This is a genomic window from Mycobacterium sp. E802, assembly GCF_001666875.1.
In the GTDB taxonomy this organism is placed as follows: Bacteria; Actinomycetota; Actinomycetes; order Mycobacteriales; family Mycobacteriaceae; genus Mycobacterium.
Genome location: NZ_LZJD01000068.1, coordinates 22311 through 39636, shown reverse-complemented (window position 1 = coordinate 39636; position 17326 = coordinate 22311). Strand labels below are relative to the sequence as shown.

General features: G+C 64.1%; 17 protein-coding genes. 5 read left to right on the top strand and 12 right to left on the bottom strand.

The window, feature by feature from the left end; all coding sequences use genetic code 11:
* A partial coding sequence (locus A5699_RS10505; RefSeq protein ID WP_157561189.1) for a transposase occupies positions 1–663 on the top strand: 663 nt, incomplete at its 5' end.
* A 32-nt stretch (positions 664–695) separates the two neighbouring features.
* Here the strand turns inward: A5699_RS10505 and A5699_RS10500 are convergent.
* From A5699_RS10500 to A5699_RS10485, 5 genes are all read right to left on the bottom strand, one after another.
* A complete protein-coding gene (locus A5699_RS10500; RefSeq protein ID WP_067768922.1) occupies positions 696–1982 on the bottom strand; it encodes an amidohydrolase family protein in 1287 nt (428 codons plus the stop codon).
* 36 nt (positions 1983–2018) lie between these two features.
* Entirely contained in the window at positions 2019–2903 is an 885-nt protein-coding gene (locus A5699_RS10495; RefSeq protein ID WP_067768920.1) for an NAD(P)-dependent oxidoreductase, read from the bottom strand.
* A 39-nt stretch (positions 2904–2942) separates the two neighbouring features.
* The gene (locus A5699_RS28435; protein WP_231965674.1) at positions 2943–3080 is read right to left on the bottom strand and encodes a YbdD/YjiX family protein; all 138 of its coding nucleotides are present in this window, start codon (positions 3078–3080) and stop codon (positions 2943–2945) included.
* Positions 3080–5386 (bottom strand): carbon starvation CstA family protein, encoded by a 2307-nt coding sequence (locus tag A5699_RS10490; protein ID WP_067768918.1) that lies wholly within the window; start codon positions 5384–5386, stop codon positions 3080–3082. The genes A5699_RS28435 and A5699_RS10490 overlap by 1 nt, the downstream gene beginning before the upstream one ends.
* An 89-nt stretch (positions 5387–5475) precedes the next feature.
* On the bottom strand, positions 5476–7005 hold the full coding sequence (locus A5699_RS10485) for an ATP-dependent DNA ligase (RefSeq protein ID WP_067768916.1): 1530 nt from the start codon (positions 7003–7005) through the stop codon (positions 5476–5478).
* Positions 7006–7213: 208 nt separating this feature from the next.
* Here A5699_RS10485 and A5699_RS10480 point away from each other — a divergent pair, with 208 nt between their 5' ends.
* Positions 7214–7981 carry an SDR family NAD(P)-dependent oxidoreductase gene (locus tag A5699_RS10480; RefSeq protein WP_067768914.1) on the top strand — a complete coding sequence of 256 codons (768 nt, stop codon included), beginning with the start codon at positions 7214–7216 and terminating at the stop codon, positions 7979–7981.
* A 134-nt stretch (positions 7982–8115) separates the two neighbouring features.
* Here A5699_RS10480 and A5699_RS10475 read toward each other — a convergent pair whose 3' ends face one another.
* The 3 genes from A5699_RS10475 to A5699_RS10465 form a co-directional block, all read right to left on the bottom strand.
* A complete protein-coding gene (locus A5699_RS10475) occupies positions 8116–8349 on the bottom strand; it encodes a hypothetical protein (protein WP_067768912.1) in 234 nt (77 codons plus the stop codon).
* Between the two features lie 202 nt (positions 8350–8551).
* Entirely contained in the window at positions 8552–8749 is a 198-nt protein-coding gene (locus tag A5699_RS10470) for a ferredoxin (RefSeq protein WP_067768910.1), read from the bottom strand.
* Positions 8749–9990 carry a cytochrome P450 gene (locus tag A5699_RS10465; RefSeq protein ID WP_082957657.1) on the bottom strand — a complete coding sequence of 414 codons (1242 nt, stop codon included), beginning with the start codon at positions 9988–9990 and terminating at the stop codon, positions 8749–8751. The genes A5699_RS10470 and A5699_RS10465 overlap by 1 nt, the downstream gene beginning before the upstream one ends.
* A gap of 104 nt (positions 9991–10094) precedes the next feature.
* On the opposite strand from A5699_RS10465, the gene A5699_RS10460 reads away from it, so the two are divergent.
* Complete coding sequence (locus A5699_RS10460; protein WP_067768908.1) at positions 10095–10730, top strand: TetR/AcrR family transcriptional regulator; 636 nt, start codon at positions 10095–10097, stop codon at positions 10728–10730.
* Positions 10731–10934: 204 nt separating this feature from the next.
* Entirely contained in the window at positions 10935–11783 is an 849-nt protein-coding gene (locus tag A5699_RS10455; RefSeq protein ID WP_067768906.1) for a mycofactocin-coupled SDR family oxidoreductase, read from the top strand.
* 42 nt (positions 11784–11825) lie between these two features.
* On the opposite strand, the gene A5699_RS10450 is transcribed toward A5699_RS10455, so the two are convergent.
* Genes A5699_RS10450 through A5699_RS10435 form a run of 4 tightly spaced genes read right to left on the bottom strand, consistent with a single transcriptional unit; the run spans position 11826 to position 15911 of the window.
* The gene (locus tag A5699_RS10450; protein ID WP_067768905.1) at positions 11826–12761 is read right to left on the bottom strand and encodes a metal-dependent hydrolase; all 936 of its coding nucleotides are present in this window, start codon (positions 12759–12761) and stop codon (positions 11826–11828) included.
* Positions 12758–13054, bottom strand: coding sequence for a hypothetical protein (locus A5699_RS10445; protein ID WP_067768903.1), 297 nt, complete (start codon positions 13052–13054; stop codon positions 12758–12760). Before A5699_RS10445 ends, A5699_RS10450 begins: the two co-directional genes overlap by 4 nt.
* The gene (locus A5699_RS10440; protein ID WP_067768901.1) at positions 13051–14331 is read right to left on the bottom strand and encodes a cytochrome P450; all 1281 of its coding nucleotides are present in this window, start codon (positions 14329–14331) and stop codon (positions 13051–13053) included. The genes A5699_RS10445 and A5699_RS10440 overlap by 4 nt, the downstream gene beginning before the upstream one ends.
* Positions 14328–15911, bottom strand: coding sequence for an NAD(P)/FAD-dependent oxidoreductase (locus A5699_RS10435; RefSeq protein WP_067768899.1), 1584 nt, complete (start codon positions 15909–15911; stop codon positions 14328–14330). The genes A5699_RS10440 and A5699_RS10435 overlap by 4 nt, the downstream gene beginning before the upstream one ends.
* 336 nt (positions 15912–16247) lie before the next feature.
* On the opposite strand from A5699_RS10435, the gene A5699_RS10430 reads away from it, so the two are divergent.
* On the top strand, positions 16248–17279 hold the full coding sequence (locus tag A5699_RS10430) for an alcohol dehydrogenase catalytic domain-containing protein (protein WP_067768898.1): 1032 nt from the start codon (positions 16248–16250) through the stop codon (positions 17277–17279).
* Positions 17280–17326: the final 47 nt, after the last annotated feature.

The following is a 17326-nucleotide window of genomic DNA, read 5'->3' as shown; positions in this document are numbered from 1 at the left end:
CGCGGCGCCCAGCGCACCTCAGCGATCAACCGGGTGCTGTGGCATGTTCATGACCTGGATCCCGAGTGGGCCGCGGCCTTGGGTTCGCTGACCGCGCTCAAGCATCAGAAGGCGTTGATGGCCTGGTTGGCCGACCGAGTGGGCGTGGTCGCTGAAATCGCCCGTGCCGAGGTGGGCGACATCATCCGGCTCACCGGTGAGATCAACGCCTTGGCCAAGCGGTTGACCGCCAGCGCCCAGCAGCACGCTCCGACTCTTCTGCAGATCCCCGGGTGCGCGGAGCTGACCGCGGCCAAGATCCTCGGTGAGGTCGCCGGCATCGGCCGGTTCAAAAGCGAGGCCGCGTTCGGCTGCCACACCGGCGTCGCGCCCATCCCGGCCTGGTCAGGCGCCAGCGCCGGGCAGATGCGGCTAAGCCGGGCTGGTAACCGTCAACTCAACGCCGCCATCCATCGCATCGCGGTGACACAGATCCGGATGACCGGCAGCGCCGGGCAGATCTACTTCCAGAAACTGCGCGATGCCGGCAAAACCAAAGCCGCGGCCCGTCGCTGCGTCAAACGCCGCATCGCCCGCCGCGTCTACCAAGCCCTACGCCACGACGCAGGACTTCACAACGACCACCAAAACCCAGTCAAGCCGCCACAATCAGCGGCGGCTTGACATAGGAGCTATTGTTCGCGGGAGAAAGGTGACTACTCGGAGCCGGCGTTGCCTCGGGTTGCCGCATGCAGCGCGTCTCCGCGGGTGCCCTGCTCGTGGTGGCTCAGCGCCTGGATCGAGACATCGTGGCCCTCAGCGGCTTTGCGGAGCGCGCCGACGGTGGCCTGCTCGCGGGAGATGTGGCTGAACGGGTCGAACGAGTACCAGCGCATGGCATTCTCGTACGTCATCTTGTTGATGTCGTCGTCAGGCACGTTGTTCTCGGTCAGCACTTCCCACAGCTCCTCGGGCGCACCGGGCCACATCGAGTCGCTGTGCGGGTAATCGGCTTCCCAGCAGATGTTGTCGATACCGATCTTGTCGCGCAGCGCCACCCCGACCGGGTCGGAGATGAAGCAGGTCAGGAAGTGCTCACGGAACACCTCGCTGGGCAGCTTGCCGCCGAAGTTCTGGTGCGTCCAGGTCGAGTGCATCTCGTAGGTACGGTCGACGCGCTCCAGGAAGTACGGAATCCAGCCGGTGCCGCCCTCGGACAATCCCACCTTGAGGTCGGGGTAGTCCTTGATGGGCTTGGACCACAACAGATCCGCCGCGGCCTGCACGATGTTCATCGGCTGCAGGGTGATCATCACGTCCAACGGCGCGTCGGGGGCGGTGATGGCCAGCTTGCCCGACGATCCGATGTGCACGTTGAGCACGGTGTTGGTGTCGCACAACGCCTTCCAGAGCGGCGTCCAGTAGTCGTCATGGAAGCTGGGGTAACCCAAGGTGGCCGGGTTCTCGGTGAACGTCAGGGCATGCACGCCCTTCTTCGACACCCGACGTACCTCGGCGGCGCAGGCTTCGGCATCCCAGATCACCGGCAGCGCCATCGGGATGAACCGCGCGGGGTAGGCGCCGCACCATTCGTCGATGTGCCAGTCGTTGTACGCCTGCACCAGCGCCAGGGAGAACTCGTGGTCCTCGGTGGCAAACAGGCGGCCGGCGAATCCCGGGAACGACGGGAAGCAGATCGAGCCGAGAATGCCGCCGGCGTTCATGTCCTTGACGCGCTCGTCGACGTTGTAGCAGCCCTTGCGGATCTCGTCGAGGCCCTGCGGCTCCAGGCCGTACTCCTCCTTGGGGCGGCCGGCGACCGCGTTGAGCGCGACGTTGGGAATGACGATGTCGCGGAACTGCCAGGTGTCGCTGCCGTCGGGGTTGTGCACCAGCCTGGGTGCCTCGTCGACGTACTTCTTCGGAAGGTGATTCTTGAACATGTCAGGTGGTTCCACGATGTGGTCGTCCACGCTGATCAGGATCATGTCGTCTTTATTCACGAACGCGCTCCATTCACGACTGCCTTACGGTATGGCTCACAGTTTAACTTCGGGGGTGGTTATCGGGTCCAGAGTTGGCCCCACGTATCCAGGCGGATTGGCCGTATCGACCCACAGGTCGATCCGGAGATCGGCGCCAGGTACGCAGTCATAGACCGAGAGGTCGGTGACGCCCGATTCGAGCAGCACGTCCTCGCACAACAGGCTGCGACCGGTGTAGTCGCGTGACGGCCGGTTGAGCACCGCATAGGCGGCATCGGAGTACACCTCAGGGCGTCGGGAGCGCTTCATCGACTCCTCGCCGCCGCGCAGGTTGCGGATCGCCGCGGTGGCCACCGAGGTGCGCGGCCACAGCGTGTTCGAAGCGATCCCGTACGGTCGAAGCTCCTCGGCGAGTGCCAACGCACACAAGGACATCCCGAACTTCGCCATCATGTACGCCGTCGGTGTCAGCCATTTCGGCTCGAGCCGGATTGGCGGTGAGAGGGTCAGGATGTGCGGATTCTCGCGGCCCTTCATGTGCGGGATGCAGGCCTGCGACACGGCGTAGGTGCCTCGGACCTGAATGCCGTTCATCAGGTCGAAGCGTTTGAGCGGCACCTCCTCGATGGAGCCCGTGTTGATGGCCGAGGCATTGTTGACGCAGATGTCGATGCCGCCGAACTGTGCGACCGCCTTGGTCACGGCCTCCGCCACGGCGTCCTCGTCGCGGATGTCGCCGACGATCGGCAGAGCCTGCCCGCCCACTTCCTCGATGTCCTTGGCGGCGGTGTAGACGGTGCCGGGAAGTTTGGGATGCGGTTCTGCGGTCTTCGCGATCAGCGCGATGTTGGCGCCGTCAGCGGCGGCGCGCTTGGCGATGGCCAACCCGACGCCACGGCTGGCGCCGGAGATGAACAGCGTCTTCCCGGAGAGTGACATACTGAATAGGTTACAGTATGCGCATTCAGGACCGGCTGTTCAGCAGCAGCGGGCGCCCGGATCGGCCTCCGTGTTGCGATGGCGCATCTTCCAGTAGTCGCGCTCGGTGAGCACCGGTTCACCGGGGTGGGTGCGTTTCCGGTGAGCGACGTAGCGGCGATAGTGGTTGTCGCCCATCAAGGTTGAGCAGTACCAGCCGATGTGGCGTGCGACCCGGCGCGCGCTTCGGGCAAGGCGTCCCACTGTTTCTGCACCTCCTTCTCGACCGATGTGGCGATCAGGCCCGACGGGGCGAAGATGCGCGACGGCACCTCCTCGTCGACGGCCAAGGCGCGTCCGCTTCCCCGCAGTGCCCGCAACGCGACGACCACGCCCGCGATGAACACGATCAGCACCAGCACGGCGAAGACGATCGACAGGGTGCCTTGGATGAACGTGTTGCGAATGACGGCGTCGATCTGGTCGGGGGTCTTGGCTGCCCCGAACGACGACTGGCCGGCTTCCTTGGCGGCGACGTACTGCGAATGCTGCTTCCAATAACCGACTTTGGGATCGGCCGAGAAGATCTTCTGCCACGATGCCGTCATCGTCACCACCAGATCCCACAGCAGCGGTATCCCCGGAATCCACGCCCATTTCACCAGTCCGCGTTTGATCACCACGACGGTGACCACCGTCAGCGCGATCGCCGCCAGCAGTTGGTTGGCGATACCGAACAGCGGGAACAGGGTGTTGATGCCGCCCAGCGGATCGGTCACGCCCATCAGCAGGATGGAGCCCCACGCGGCGACCACGATGATCGAGCAGGCCCAGGCGCCCACCCGCCAGCTCGGATTGCGCAGCTTCTTCAGCGGCCCGCCGAAATTGCCCAGCCCGTCGGACAGCATGAACCGGGCCACCCGGGTGCCGGCGTCCACCGTGGTGAGGATGAACAACGCCTCGAACATGATCGCGAAGTGGTACCAGAACGCCTTGAGACTCGCGCCGCCGAACACCTGGTGCAGCACCTCGGACATGCCGAACGCCAATGTGGGTGCGCCGCCGGTGCGCGACACGATCGACTGCTCACCGACTCCCTCGGCAGCCGCGGTGATCTCCTGTGCGGTGATCGGATCACCGGACAGACCAAGGCCGTTGACGTAATCGGCGGCGGTCTGCGCGGTGGTGCCGGTGGCGGCCGTGGGCGCATTGATCGCAAAGTAGAGATGCTGGTTGAGGATTGCCGCGGTGATCAGGGCCATGATCGCGACGAAGGACTCGGTGAGCATGCCGCCGTATCCGATCAGCCGCATCTGACTTTCCTTCTCCAGCAGCTTGGGTGTGGTGCCCGAGGAGATCAGCGCGTGAAAGCCCGACAGCGCACCGCAGGCGATCGTGATGAACAGGAACGGGAACAGCGAACCGGCGAACACCGGGCCGGTGCCGCTACCGGCGAACTGGGAGATCGCCGGGGCTTCCATCACCGGCCGGGCGATCAGGATGCCGATGGCCAACAGCGCGATGGTGCCGACTTTCATGAACGTCGACAGGTAGTCGCGCGGCGCCAGCAGGAACCACACCGGCAGCACCGAGGCGGCCAGTCCGTAGATGATGATGCACCACGACAGCGTGACCTTCGACAGGGTGAACCAGTCTGCGCCCCACGACGTTTCGGCCACCCAACCACCGGAGACCACGGCCAGCAACAGCAGCGCCACGCCGATCAGCGAGACCTCCGACACCCGGCCGGGCCGGAAGAAGCGCAGGTACAGGCCCATGAAGATGGCGATCGGGATGGTCATGGCGATCGAGAACACGCCCCACGGGCTCTCGGCCAGAGCGTTCACCACGACCAGGGCCAGCACCGCCAGCAGGATCACCATGATCACCAACACGCCGACGATCGCTGCCACGCCGCCGACTGCACCCAGCTCGTCACGCGCCATCTGTCCCAGCGAGCGTCCGCGCCGGCGCACCGAGATCGACAACACCAGGTAGTCCTGCACGCAGCCGGCCAGGACGGCGCCGACGATGATCCAGATGGTGCCCGGCAGATACCCCATCTGCATGGCCAGTACCGGGCCGACCAGCGGCCCCGCGCCGGCGATCGCGGCGAAGTGGTGGCCGAACAGCACCCGCCGGTCGGTCGGCATGTAATCGGTGCCGTTCTCGAAAAGCTCTGCCGGAGTGGCATTGTCGTCACGTGGCTGGACGATCTTCATCTCGATCAGCCGGGCGTAGAACCGGAAGCCGATGACGTAGGTGCAAATCGCGGCGATGACGAACCACACCGCGTTGACCGTCTCCCCGCGGAAGAAGGCGATCACCGCCCAGGCGATTGCGCCCAGCACCGCGATGACCGCGAAAATCGCCTTGTGCTTGGCGGTGATCGGGGACCGGTCGACGACCGCTACCGGTGGCAGGTCTTTGTCGGTGCGGATATAGGTGACGTCGCCGTCGTGCTCCTCGATGCGATCCGCCGGTGGGGCATCCGGTGTTGCCACGCTCTCTCCTCGCTCGCCCAGTGTCGTATGCGTCGGTGACGATCTTTTCATCGAGCCAAACGGCGCGCATCGAAACCCCGATTCGCGCGTCAGTCACGTTCGTGCAGTGCGCGCACCGTCTCGACGGTATCGGCCTGGTCGGCCATCTTGTCGTCGCGGTAACGGATCACGCGAGCGAATCGCAACGCCATCCCACCGGGGTAACGGGTGGACCGCTGGATTCCGTCGAAGGCGATCTCGACGACCTGTTCGGGCCGGACGGTGACCACCCAACCGTCGTCGTCGACCTGCAATTCGCGGAAGCGTTCGGTCTGCCAGTCCAGCATCGCATCGGTCATGCCCTTGAAGGTCTTGCCCAGCATCACGAATCCGCCGGTGTCGGGATCTCTGGCGCCCAGATGGATGTTGGACAGCTTGCCGGTGCGCCGGCCTGACCCCCGCTCGACGGCCAACACCACCAGATCGAGCGTGTGCACCGGCTTGACCTTCAGCCAGCCGGCGCCGCGGCGTCCGGCCTCGTAGGCCGCGCTCGGTGCCTTGGCCATCACGCCCTCGTGACCGGCGGCCAGCGTGCGGTCGAGAAACTCCTGCGCGGCCGCGGGATCGGTGGTGACGATGCGATCGACACGGTGCTTCCCCGGAACGAGCGCATCGAGCTCTGCCAACCGCTGCTCGGTCGGCAGATCCAGCAGATCCCGGCCGTCCACATGCAACAGATCGAAGACGAACACCGACAACGGCTGCAGGTCGCGCGGATTCTTACTGCCGAACCGGGCGGCGGTCACCTGAAACGGTTGTGGACGTCCGTTCGGGCGAAGCGCGATCGCCTCGGCGTCGGCGATCAGATCGGTGGCCGGCAACGCCAGCGTGGCCTCCACCACCTCGGGCAGCCGGTGGGTCACGTCGTCGAGGCTGCGGGTGTAGATCCACACCTGCGCACCGGAGCGGTGGATCTGCACCCGGGCCCCGTCGAGTTTGGCTTCCAGAATCGCTGTTCCGCCGAGCCGTTCGAGTGCATCGCCCACGTCGGTGGCGGTCTGGGCGAGCATCGGCCCGACCGGACGTCCGACCTGCAACTGGAACTCGGCCAGGGCAGAACGACCGTCTACCAGGGCGGCGCCGGCGACCGCGGAGAGATCACCGGCGAGCATGGCTGCCCGACGGATCTCGGCCACAGGGATGTCCGACGCGCGCGCCACGGCGTCGGACATCACGCCGGACAGGGCACCCTGGCGCAACTCGCCACTGAGCAACCTGCGCAGGAAGTTCTGCTCGGCGTGCGTTGCTGTGGCGAACAGGTCACGAACCAACTCGGCGCGAAGCGCCTGCGACCCCTTCCCGGCCACCGCGCCGATCCGGGTGAAGCGTGCATCGACGTCGTCGACCGTCAGCGTGGGTTGCTCCGCCGGCGCCGGAAGGGACCGCAAACCGGCCCATCCCACGCCGATCTGGCGTTGCGGGAGTTCGCCGGACAGCCAGGACACCGTCACTGCGACCGAACGTGCGTCGCCCTCCGCGGCGACCAGGCTCAGCAGCGTGGCGATCCGGTTGGTCTTGGCCAGGCGCGCCGACGTCGTGGCGACGTCGGCGGACGCGGTGGCCACTTCGGCAAGCAACACCTGCTCAGCGTGCCACGGGGCTCGGACACTCTCGGGGGATTTCCCGCACGCCCGCCCGTGGTGAACGTGCGCTGAGTGTCGCTTCGGCACGGCGTGGCGGAAGACAACACGCACGCTCGCGGGGCCGGGAGTTACCCGAAAGGCTTACGGGAAGGCTCGATGAGATAGGTTGCTTTACGATTTCGGTCATTTTTGGAAAGGAAGCTAGATGGAGATCGAAGGCAAGAAGGCGATCGTCGTCGGTGGCGCGTCGGGCTTCGGCCGCGCCACCGCCGAGGCATTGGCCAAGCGTGGCGCCAGCGTGGCCGTGCTGGACCGGCCCCAATCCAAGGGCCAGGAAGTGGCCGACGCGATCGGCGGCTCGTTCTTCGCCGTCGACGTCACCGACTTCGACGGCACGGAGAAGGTCATTGAGCAGGCTGTTTCCGCATTGGGCGGGCTGCACATCGCAGTTACCACGGCCGGTGGCGGCATCGGCGAGCGCACCATCAAGAAGGATGGCCCGCACAGCCTGGATTCGTTCCGCTCCAGCATCGACCTCAATCTGATCGGCACGTTCAACATCAGCCGGCTCGCGGCCTGGCACATGAGCAAGAACGAGCCGGTCGATGCCGAGGCCGAGGAGCGCGGCGTCATCATCAACACCGCCTCGATCGCGGCGTTCGAGGGTCAGATCGGCCAGGTCGCCTACACCGCGTCCAAGGCGGCCATCGCCGGCATGTGCCTGACCATGGCAAGGGATCTCGGCAGCTTGGGAATTCGTACATTGGCCATCGCGCCCAGCCTGTTCGCTACCGGCCTGACCGAGGGCATCCCCGACGAGTTCGCCACGGTGCTGACCAAGGACGCCGCGTTCCCCAAGCGGCTGGGCAAACCCGAGGAGTACGCCAAGCTCGCCGTGGCGATCGCCGAGAATCCGATGCTCAACGGCCAGTGCCTGCGCTTGGACGGCGGTCAGCGCTTCGCCCCCAAGTAGAGTGAATTCCGGCGTGATCGAGGGTGCGTCGAGCGGCCCCGGTCACGCCGGAATCACCGGCCGGCGTGATGGCGACCATGGCAGACCACACCATCTCCGCACCGGCACTGAACGGGGTTCCGACTCGACGTTCGTCACTCCGCCTGATACTTCACCACCGTTTCGTCTTCGAATAACGGCAGTGCAAAACCAGTGCCGTCCTCAAAACCTACCGACAACACATAGAGCAGCGCGTCGACCGGCTGTGCCCGGCCGGTGGGCATCATCGCCGGCGGGCTTATGCCCAGGAACATCAGGCGTTCTTCGGGATGATCGTGGCGTCCGATTACATCACCGGGTCTCAAATCGGTGGGGTATGAGTCGAGCATGGTCGAACTTTACTCATCACTGCTCCACTTCGCATGGCCCCCAACGATTTATCGTCGGCATCTGCCACTCACCAAACGGTGTGACCGACGGCTCCAACAGGTAATCAGCGGCTCTCTTCTGATTCTCCGGCCGCACGCTGGACGCGACACTGGTGTGAGTCGTTCGTCGGCCCGGCATCGCACACCACAGGCCGCCGGCGAGTCAATCGTCGAGGACAGTCAACGCCCTCTCCGGACACGCTTCCGCGCCGGCGAGCGCAGCCGCCCGCGATGATTCGTCGATGTGCTCAGGAGGCGGCAGGCAGTACCCCTGCTCGTTGAGGTGGTAGATCTGTGGCGCGACGGCGTTGCACAATGCATGTCCGGCACAGTGGTGCTCATCGAGTTCAATCCTGGGCATCAGTGGTGCTCCATCTCAACGGCGCCCACGCGCTTACCCGGCGTGAACACGATCGGCAGGCTGCGGGCGGCGTAGACGTTTCCCGCGTTCTCGAAACGGACGATCTCGCCGGCCAATTCAAAGTCCGGAATGCGCTCCAGGACCTCGCACATCATCTCCTGGAACATCATTCGCGCAATATGTGAACCCATGCAGCGGTGGATGCCAACCCCGAAGGCCATGTGGCGCCGGCTGTTCGGCCGAGCGAAATCGACGGTGTCGGGATCATCGAAGACTGCGGGGTCCCGATTGGCCGCCGCCCACATGAGCATGGCTCGTTCACCCGCCTTCAGATGCTGACCGTGAAATTCTGTGTCGCTTTTGATTATTCGACCCAGCCCAAGGGTAGGTGTGCAGTGGCGGAGGAACTCCTCGGTCGCCGACATGATCAGCTGAGGGTCGTCGAGCAATTGTGCGCGCAAGTCCGGACGTTCCATCAGGGCGATGAGGCTGTTGCCGGTCAGGCCACTGGTGGTGTCCATTCCGCCTAGCATCAGCATGAATGTGTACATGGTGATTTGCATGTCGTCGAGTTGCTTGCCGTCGAGTTGTCCGGACAGTATCGCGCCGAACAAGTCGTCGCCCGTGACGTCTGTGGCCCGGCGCGCCTGCATTTGAGCACCGATCTCGGTCATGAGGTCGATACCGGCCTGTTGTGCGGCGCCCGTGTCGCTGGCGATGTTGTGTACGAAGGCGTGTACCCAACCGACCCAGGTCAGATAATTGGACTCATCGAAACCAAGCATGTGCAAAATCAGCTTGGCGGGCAATGGGTTTGTGAGTTCGGCGACAATATCGCAATGACCGCGCTCGATGAACTCGTCGACCATTTCCCTGGCCGCTCGACGAGTCCACGGACGAAGTCGTTCGGCCGCACCGGGGGAGAAGTAACGCAGGGTGATCTCGCGAAACTGACCGGTCTGCGGTGGGTCTGACTCGATCGGCGGCATCGGGATGGGCGCCGGTGCAGGCGGTACGCCGATCGAGGGATAGGAACTGAATGTGTCGTCGTCGCGAGCGGCGTCGAAAACCGACTGGTAGTCCAGTAACGACCAGAACCCACCGTAACGGTCCGAGCGCTGCAATGGGCATGCCCGGCGCATGCCGGCAAGCAGTTCGTGTGGTGCGCGCTGGAAGTCCAGTGAGTGGTGGTCGAAATCCCGGAACTGATGTGCGCAGGTGGTGTGGATGTCCATCGACATATGGGTCTCCTCGAAGCACTTCTGGTTCGGCTTGCTGAACAACACTCCCACAAAAACTGTAGTTCCAACTACGAAACCTGAATTTCTGTCGTTATGCTGACCGAGTGTCTCCGTCAGCGTTGAGTAATGCCGATGGCCGTCGATCGCCCGCCTGGGGCGCCGACCTCCCAGTGGACGAAGCCGACGCGCGATCTCGCCTACTCGATGCCGCCGAGCAGTGCTATGCGGAGTTGGGTCCGAGCCGAACGAAGATGGCGCACATAGCGACTCGTGCCGGTATTCACCGCACCACGATCTATAGCTACTTCCGAAACCGGGATGAAGTCCTGACCGCGTGCTACCTGCGCGCCGCGTCGATCGTGCTCGAAGCCGCCGAGACGTGCTGGACCACCGACAGTCCGTTCATCGACCAACTTGTCGACGCTTGCGTCGTCGGGATATCGGTGGCACGTGACCTGCCGGCGATGCGCGCGATGATCGATCGCAACGAATTGCCCTACGCCCAAACGGTGGCCGCGGCATCTGAAGCCTGGCGGAGCCGACTCTATGAGGCGTTCGGGCGGCGCCTGGCCGCGGCCGCCGCGGCCGGCGCTGTTCGCACCGATGTGACAGCTGAGACGCAGGCACAGTGGGTGGTTCGTATCTGCATAAGCCTGACCGTAGAGCCCGGCCGGCCCGAGGACGGGGGCGACCGAGCGGTGCTGCAGGCCTTCCTGCCGCGGTGCGTCATGCCTTTGTAGGGCTGATAAGTGACGCTTCTACCGGAGACCCGAGCTGCACTCTGTTGAAGTGCACTACTGTAAGGCTTACAGTTATTTGACGAGCGGTTGTGCACCGCCGGGCGAGCAAGAGCCCAGCGGCAGTTGGGAAAGCATGCGATCGCCACACTTCGGCAAAAAAAGTTGCAAGAGAGTAGCTTTCGCGATTCTCAGGAAGGATTTACCGTGGGGAAACTGAGCAATAAGGTCGCCGTGGTCTCCGGAGCGGCCCGGGGGCAGGGACGTTCACACGCCGTGCACCTGGCCGCGGAGGGCGCGAACATCATCGCTCTGGATATCTGCGCCGACTTGGAGGGCAACACATATCCACTGTCGCGGCCAGAAGATCTTGAGGCAACCGCCAGATTGGTCGAGAAGGAGGGCGTACGTGCCCATACGGCGATCGTGGATGTGCGCGAGCGCGCCGCCGTTTGGACGACGATCGGCGACGCCGTCAGCGAGATGGGCAGTTTGGACATCGTCGTGGCCAACGCCGGCATCTGCGCGATGGGCAAAGGTCAGACCATCCAATCTTGGTCCGACACTATCGACACCGACCTGGTCGGAGTTTTCAATGTGATCCAAGCGAGCCTGCCACATATCAGCGATGGGGGCTCGATCATCGCGACGGGTTCATTGGCCGCACAACTGGGCAGTTCGACCAAGCAGGGGCCCGGCGGCTCGGCGTACAGCTTGGCAAAGCAAATCGTCGCACGATACGTCAACGATCTCGCGCTGCAGTTGGCGAAGCGAAAGATCCGCGTCAATGCGGTGCATCCGACGAACGTGAACACCGACATGCTGCACAACGAGGGTATGTACAAGGTGTTTCGGCCCGACCTCGAATCGCCGTCACGCGAGGACGCCGAACCCTCATTCCACCTGATGCAGGCCATGCCGGTTCCGTACATCGAGCCCGCGGACGTCTCGGAGGCGGTGGTGTTCCTGGCCAGTGACGCCTCGCGGTACATCACCGGTACACAATTGCGCATCGACGCAGGTGGTTACGTCAACGCCATTCCATACAAGGGTTGACCCTTCGGCAGGTGCGTTTGGCAGTGCCTGCCAGTTCGTCGGTCACTCGCCGGTGCTCTGTTCCGGCGAGTAGCCGGCGTACCACCTGCTGACATCTTCGCCATCGGCGTATCGGGCGAACCACACGTCGGCGAGGTCGGGCAACGGCTCGTGCGCGGGATTGTGAAAAGGCGTCTGGCTCATGAGTACTCGTGAGATCGTGACAGTCTTGTTCTTCCAGGAAATCTGATGGAATGCCGGGTGTATCTCGGTCTCGGCTCGTCCCCGGCCTTGCAGTTTGGTACGTAGAGCTTGCACAAAGCCATTGAGCGGCTTGATGGTGTTGGTATCGATTGCCCGTTCTGCCAGCGGCACATGTTCATTGATCCCGTTGGTGATCAGCGTGGTCACTTCGAACAGATGCCGTACGACCTTCGGCAGAACGCGCATGCGGTAGGTTTTACTGCCGACAACCGCGTCGTAGATGACCAATGCCGAACTACGATGCTCAACTTCTTCGACGAAGTGCCACACCAACAATGACGCCACGCGATCATCACCTGGCCGGAAGAGAGTGTCGTCATGGTCGAGCAGCATCTTGAAGAACGGCGTGAACGTGGCTTCCAGATCGGCGATGTAGGCGAGGCGATACTGCAGAGGAGTCGTGGCGGTGAGACGATCGTAGGCGGCAACCGAATCATCCAAGGTTTGCTGCAGGCCCGGATGACTGCGGATCAAGGCGCGCACATGTTGGCGATGAGCGCTGGCATGTTGGGCTTCTTGCCGCAGGAATGCCTCAGCCTCCGCGGCGACATCGGAGTCGTCGATGTGCGGCATTGCCTCTCGTACCGCCGAGACGATCATCTTCTCGAAGCAGATGGCGATGATCGACACCATGTTCATATAGGTGGAGAAAGCTGGATTGGTGGGGTTCCAGTTAAACGGCACGGGCGCCTCGTCGAAGTCGAACCGAATTCGACGAATCTCCAAGTCCGTCATTGGTTTTCGTTCCTTCCGTGACCTGCAGCCGTCACGTCTTCCGACGTGTCGGGCTCGTCGGCGACCGTTGGACGGCCGGTAATCGAGACCGCAGCGACAGTCAGCGCGGCCAACACGAAGCACACGATGACGTAGGGCAAGCTCCCGAGTGGGGGAGCCGCACTTGAGGTGTCGGTGTCGCTCGAGAAGTGGGCGGGTAGCGCCGTCACCCAGAGCCCCGCCATGACGATCAGGTAGGCATCAGACCGCTTGTGGATGATGGCATCGATGCCTGGCGAGCATTGACTGGTCATCGCACCACTCGGATCGGCACGGATGTCGGCCCCGACAACGATGGAGTGGTAGTCCAGACAACGGGCCCGGCCAGCCTCAGCCCTCGGGCCTGGTCGAGGATCTTGTTCAGCGCCACCCGCACCTCCAGCCGCGCCAAATGGGCACCCATGCAGAAATGCGCTCCATGGCCGAAGGTGACATGCCCAGCGGAGCCGCGGTCGATGTCGAACTCGTCTGGCCGGTCAAATTGCGCGGGATCACGGTTGGCGCCGGCATAGAAAAGCACCACCCGGGACCGGGCTGGAATGGTGTGCTCACCGACCTGGTACGCGCGCAACGCAGTCCGGGCCACCCATTGCACCGGTGAGCCCCATCGCAGCGCTTCCTCTGTGGCCGCAGGGATCAGGTCGCGATCTTCGCGCAACCGATCGAAGAGCTCAGGATTGGTTGCGAGCTGAATCAGCAGTATTCCCAACAGATTGGTGGTCGTTTCACTGCCCGCCACCAGCAGAATAAGCGTCGCGGTGAGAGCTTCCAACATCGACATATCACCCTCGTCGAGCGCTTGGCGAACTCGGCCGAACACGTCGTCGGTAGGCGAGGCGATGCGCCGATCCAGCTCATCGATGATCAGCGCGCGCATCGCCAACATACCGGGCAGCGCTCTGCCGGTGGATCTGGCCACCTCTGCCAGCGAACTGACGGCGAAGACGGAACGGAAATCCTCGGAGTACTTCAGAAATTCGCCGCGCCGCGACGACTCCACACCCAGAATCAGCGCGATCGCCGACACCGGCAGCGGCACCGTCAGGGCGTCGACGGCATCGATCGGCTCTCCACGCATCAATGCCGCCACACTGGGTTCGACCAACTCTCCGAGAATGGCTTCGAGCCCGCGCACCGCGCCGGGGGTGAACGACGGGGCGGTGATGCGTCGCAATCTGGTGTGGTCGGGCTCGTCACTGCTGACCACACCGGGCAGCGGCATAGAACGCAGCAAAATCCCGTCAGCGGAAGACAAGGCGTCGTGAGCGCGGGCAGCGGCGAGGACATCGGCGTGGCGGGCCAGCATCCATACGTTGAGCCGTTCGTTTACCGCCACCGGCTGTTCGCGCAACTGCGCCAGTTGCGGATAAGGGTTCACGATGTTTTCCGGTGCGGTGGGGTCGAAGACCGTGCGCGCGACACGAGGTCCGGCGCGCCGGACCCGGGTGCGCCGCAGATCTGCGAGAAGACCGCGGGCGATCATCGTGCCGGAGTCGCGCACGGTGTTGGCCAGTGTCCCGACTGTTGTCACGAGGTCTGCGCCTGGGCGGCGGAGGGAGCGACGGGCGCTACAGGGGGTCTGCGCGTAAAGCCGTAGTCGCGGGTCGGTGCCGATCGTGCCTGGCGGCGCGCACTGAGGATGGTTTGCGGCCGGTGGTAGACGGTATCGCCCTGTGAGTTCACGAAGTAGGTGTTGGTGCCTTCGTTGCACTGGGTGAAGTACACGTGAGCGGTTTTGCCCGCACGGCGCATACGCGCGTCGTAGGCCTCGAATGCGGTTTCGGTCACTGCGGCGACGGCGTCGCGACCCGTACGACGCGTCTGCTCGATCACACGCACGGCGTGACCGGCCATCATCTCGACGAAATCGGTCCAGCCGACCCCGACGAAGCCCAGCGGTCCGACAATCTCCCAGCGGTTGGGTAGCCGGGGATGGGCGGTGCCGGCGAAACTGCGCAACCCGTGCTTTCGGTAGTCCTCGGCGAGGTCGAACCCGTCGGTGCCGATGATGGTGCCTGGGAGATACGTCTCCGGGTCAGTCCACATCTCATATCCGGTGGCTGTCACGATGAGGTCCACGTCGCGCTGGACGCCGTCCACCGTGCGGACGCCGGCAGAGGTGACCGCGTCGATGGGAGTGGTGATCAGGTGTGTGGTCGGCTCGTTGAACGCGGGCAGGTAGCTACTGGAGATGATCGGTCGTTTGGCGAGAATGCCGTGTGGCGGAAGCAGTTTGGTGCGGGCCGTCTTGTCGTGGACCACCGCGCGCAGCAGCATTCGGAATCCCCAACGCGACATGACGTCGTAGCCGCGTAACAGACGCCTCAGCACACGGTCGGGTATCGCCGACATCAAATGCACAATCGGCACGAGAAGCAGCACATCGAACGCCAACCGTCCGGCGTGGTGGATCGCCCCACGCACGAGCGGCAGGCCCAGCAGCTTGCCCCGGAAACCGGCCATGGTGAAGTCGACCTTCGGCAGGATCCAGTGCGGCGTGCGCTGGTACACATCCAGACGGGCCACCCGGCCCGAAAGGGCCGAGACTATTTGTGCGCCACTAGATCCCGTACCGATCACCGCCACTCTTTTGCCGGCGGTGTCAAAGGTGTCGTCCCAGGCGTTGGGGCGAAGCACGGTTCCCTCGAACTGGTCGATCCCGGCGATGTCAGTGGTCGGTTTGGCGTTGATGTAGCCGCCGACCGAACTGATCACGAACCGTGCGGTGATCTCGGTGCCGTCGCGCAGCGTCAGCCGCCAGACACCGGCAGCGCCGTCCCACACCTGGCGGGTGACTTCGGCGTCAGTACGCAGGTGTGGGTAGAGGCCGCAGCGCCGAGCGGTGTCGGTGAGGTACCGCTGGATCTCGGGGCCTGGGGCGAAAAGGCGGCTCCAATGCCGGTTGCGCGCGAATGACAGTTCGTACCAGAAGATCGGGATGTCGACTGCCAGGCCGGGGTAATGGTTGTCCCGCCAGGTTCCACCGAAGTCACTGCCGCGTTCCAGGATCACGAAATCGGTGATCCCACGCGTCTGCAACAGGTGACCCGCTGCGATCCCGCCCGGCCCGGCTCCGATGATCGCAACCTCGACCTGGTCTGCGGTGTTCATCTCGGCGTCCTTCCGTGGTGGAACCGACGAGCTTGTCGCCGGTCTCGAGGTAAACGGTGTGCGGTGCACGCTCGGGGGTCAGCCACTGATGCGAATACGAACGAGGTTCTCGGCATGAGTTGGGAATAGTGCTGAGGCTAACGATCGGATGGACACAATGTCAATAGTGTCCAATAGTGTCCAGTGGTGGCGCTTCTGGTTGCGCCCGTGCGCATCCCGGCCTGGTTGAGGAGCTGCGGACGGCGACGAAAGTTTTGGATTGACAGTTTCGGAATTGCGTCCATTCGTCGCTTAACATGCTGTACGCAAGGGTGCCTAGGTGACGAAGGAGACGGAATGCGTGCAGTGATCATGGATGGCGGAGGGGCAGTGGCAGTCGCGGCGCGGCCCGACCCCACATTGCCGGGGCCGCAAGGTGCGGTCGTGGCGGTGGAGGCGACCGGGATCTGCGGGTCGGATCTTCATTTCTACGACGGTGATCTGCCGGCCGTGGACGGGCTGGCCATCGGGCATGAGGCAGTGGGCACGGTCACCGAAGTCGGTGACGCCGTGCGTCGCGTCAAACTCGGAGACCGGGTAGTGGTGTCGTGCATCACCGGGTGCGGGCACTGCCACGGATGTGCGGAAGGCGACCCTGCGACGTGCGAGCACGGTTCGGAGTTGTTCGGTTTCGGCGGGACCCTTCCGGGCGCCCAGGCTGAGTTGCTTGCGGTTCCCGCTGCCGATGCCACCTTGCTGCCGATCCCAGAGGACATCACTGACGAGGAGGGCGTGCTGCTGGCCGACAACTTGGCCACCGCGTGGACGGCCGCTCGGCGCGGGGAGGTTGGTCCCGGCAACAGCGTGCTGATACTGGGCTTGGGCGCGGTCGGGCAGTGCGCGGTGCGCTGCGCGTGGCAGCAGGGTGCGGCCACGGTCTTCGCCTACGATCCGGTGGCAGGGCGGCGGGCTCGAGCCCAAGCCTACGGCGCGACGACGGTGGACGGTCCTGACGTCATCGCGGCGATCTCGGCAGCGACCAACGGTCGCGGGGTCGATGTGGTGATCGATGCCGTGGCCACGGATGCCTCGCTCGATTCCGCGATTGGCGCGGTCCGTAACGGCGGCACGATCTCGGTGGTGGGGATCCACGACGTGGCGCCCTACCCGTTTCCGATGTTGCAGGCGGTGTACAAGTCGATCACGTTGCGCGCCTCGATGGCCGCGGTGCAAAGCGCGTGGCGCGAGCTACTGCCGCTGATCCTCGCGGGACGTTTGGACACGTCAGGAATCATCACCCACCGCTACAGTTTGGAGCAGGCGCCGCACGCCTATGAGATGGTGTCGCGGCGCAGTCCTGACTGCACCAAGGCCCTGCTGATTCCCTAGATATCGGTTTGACATCACGTTTCCACGGCGCCGAAAGACCAGCTCGT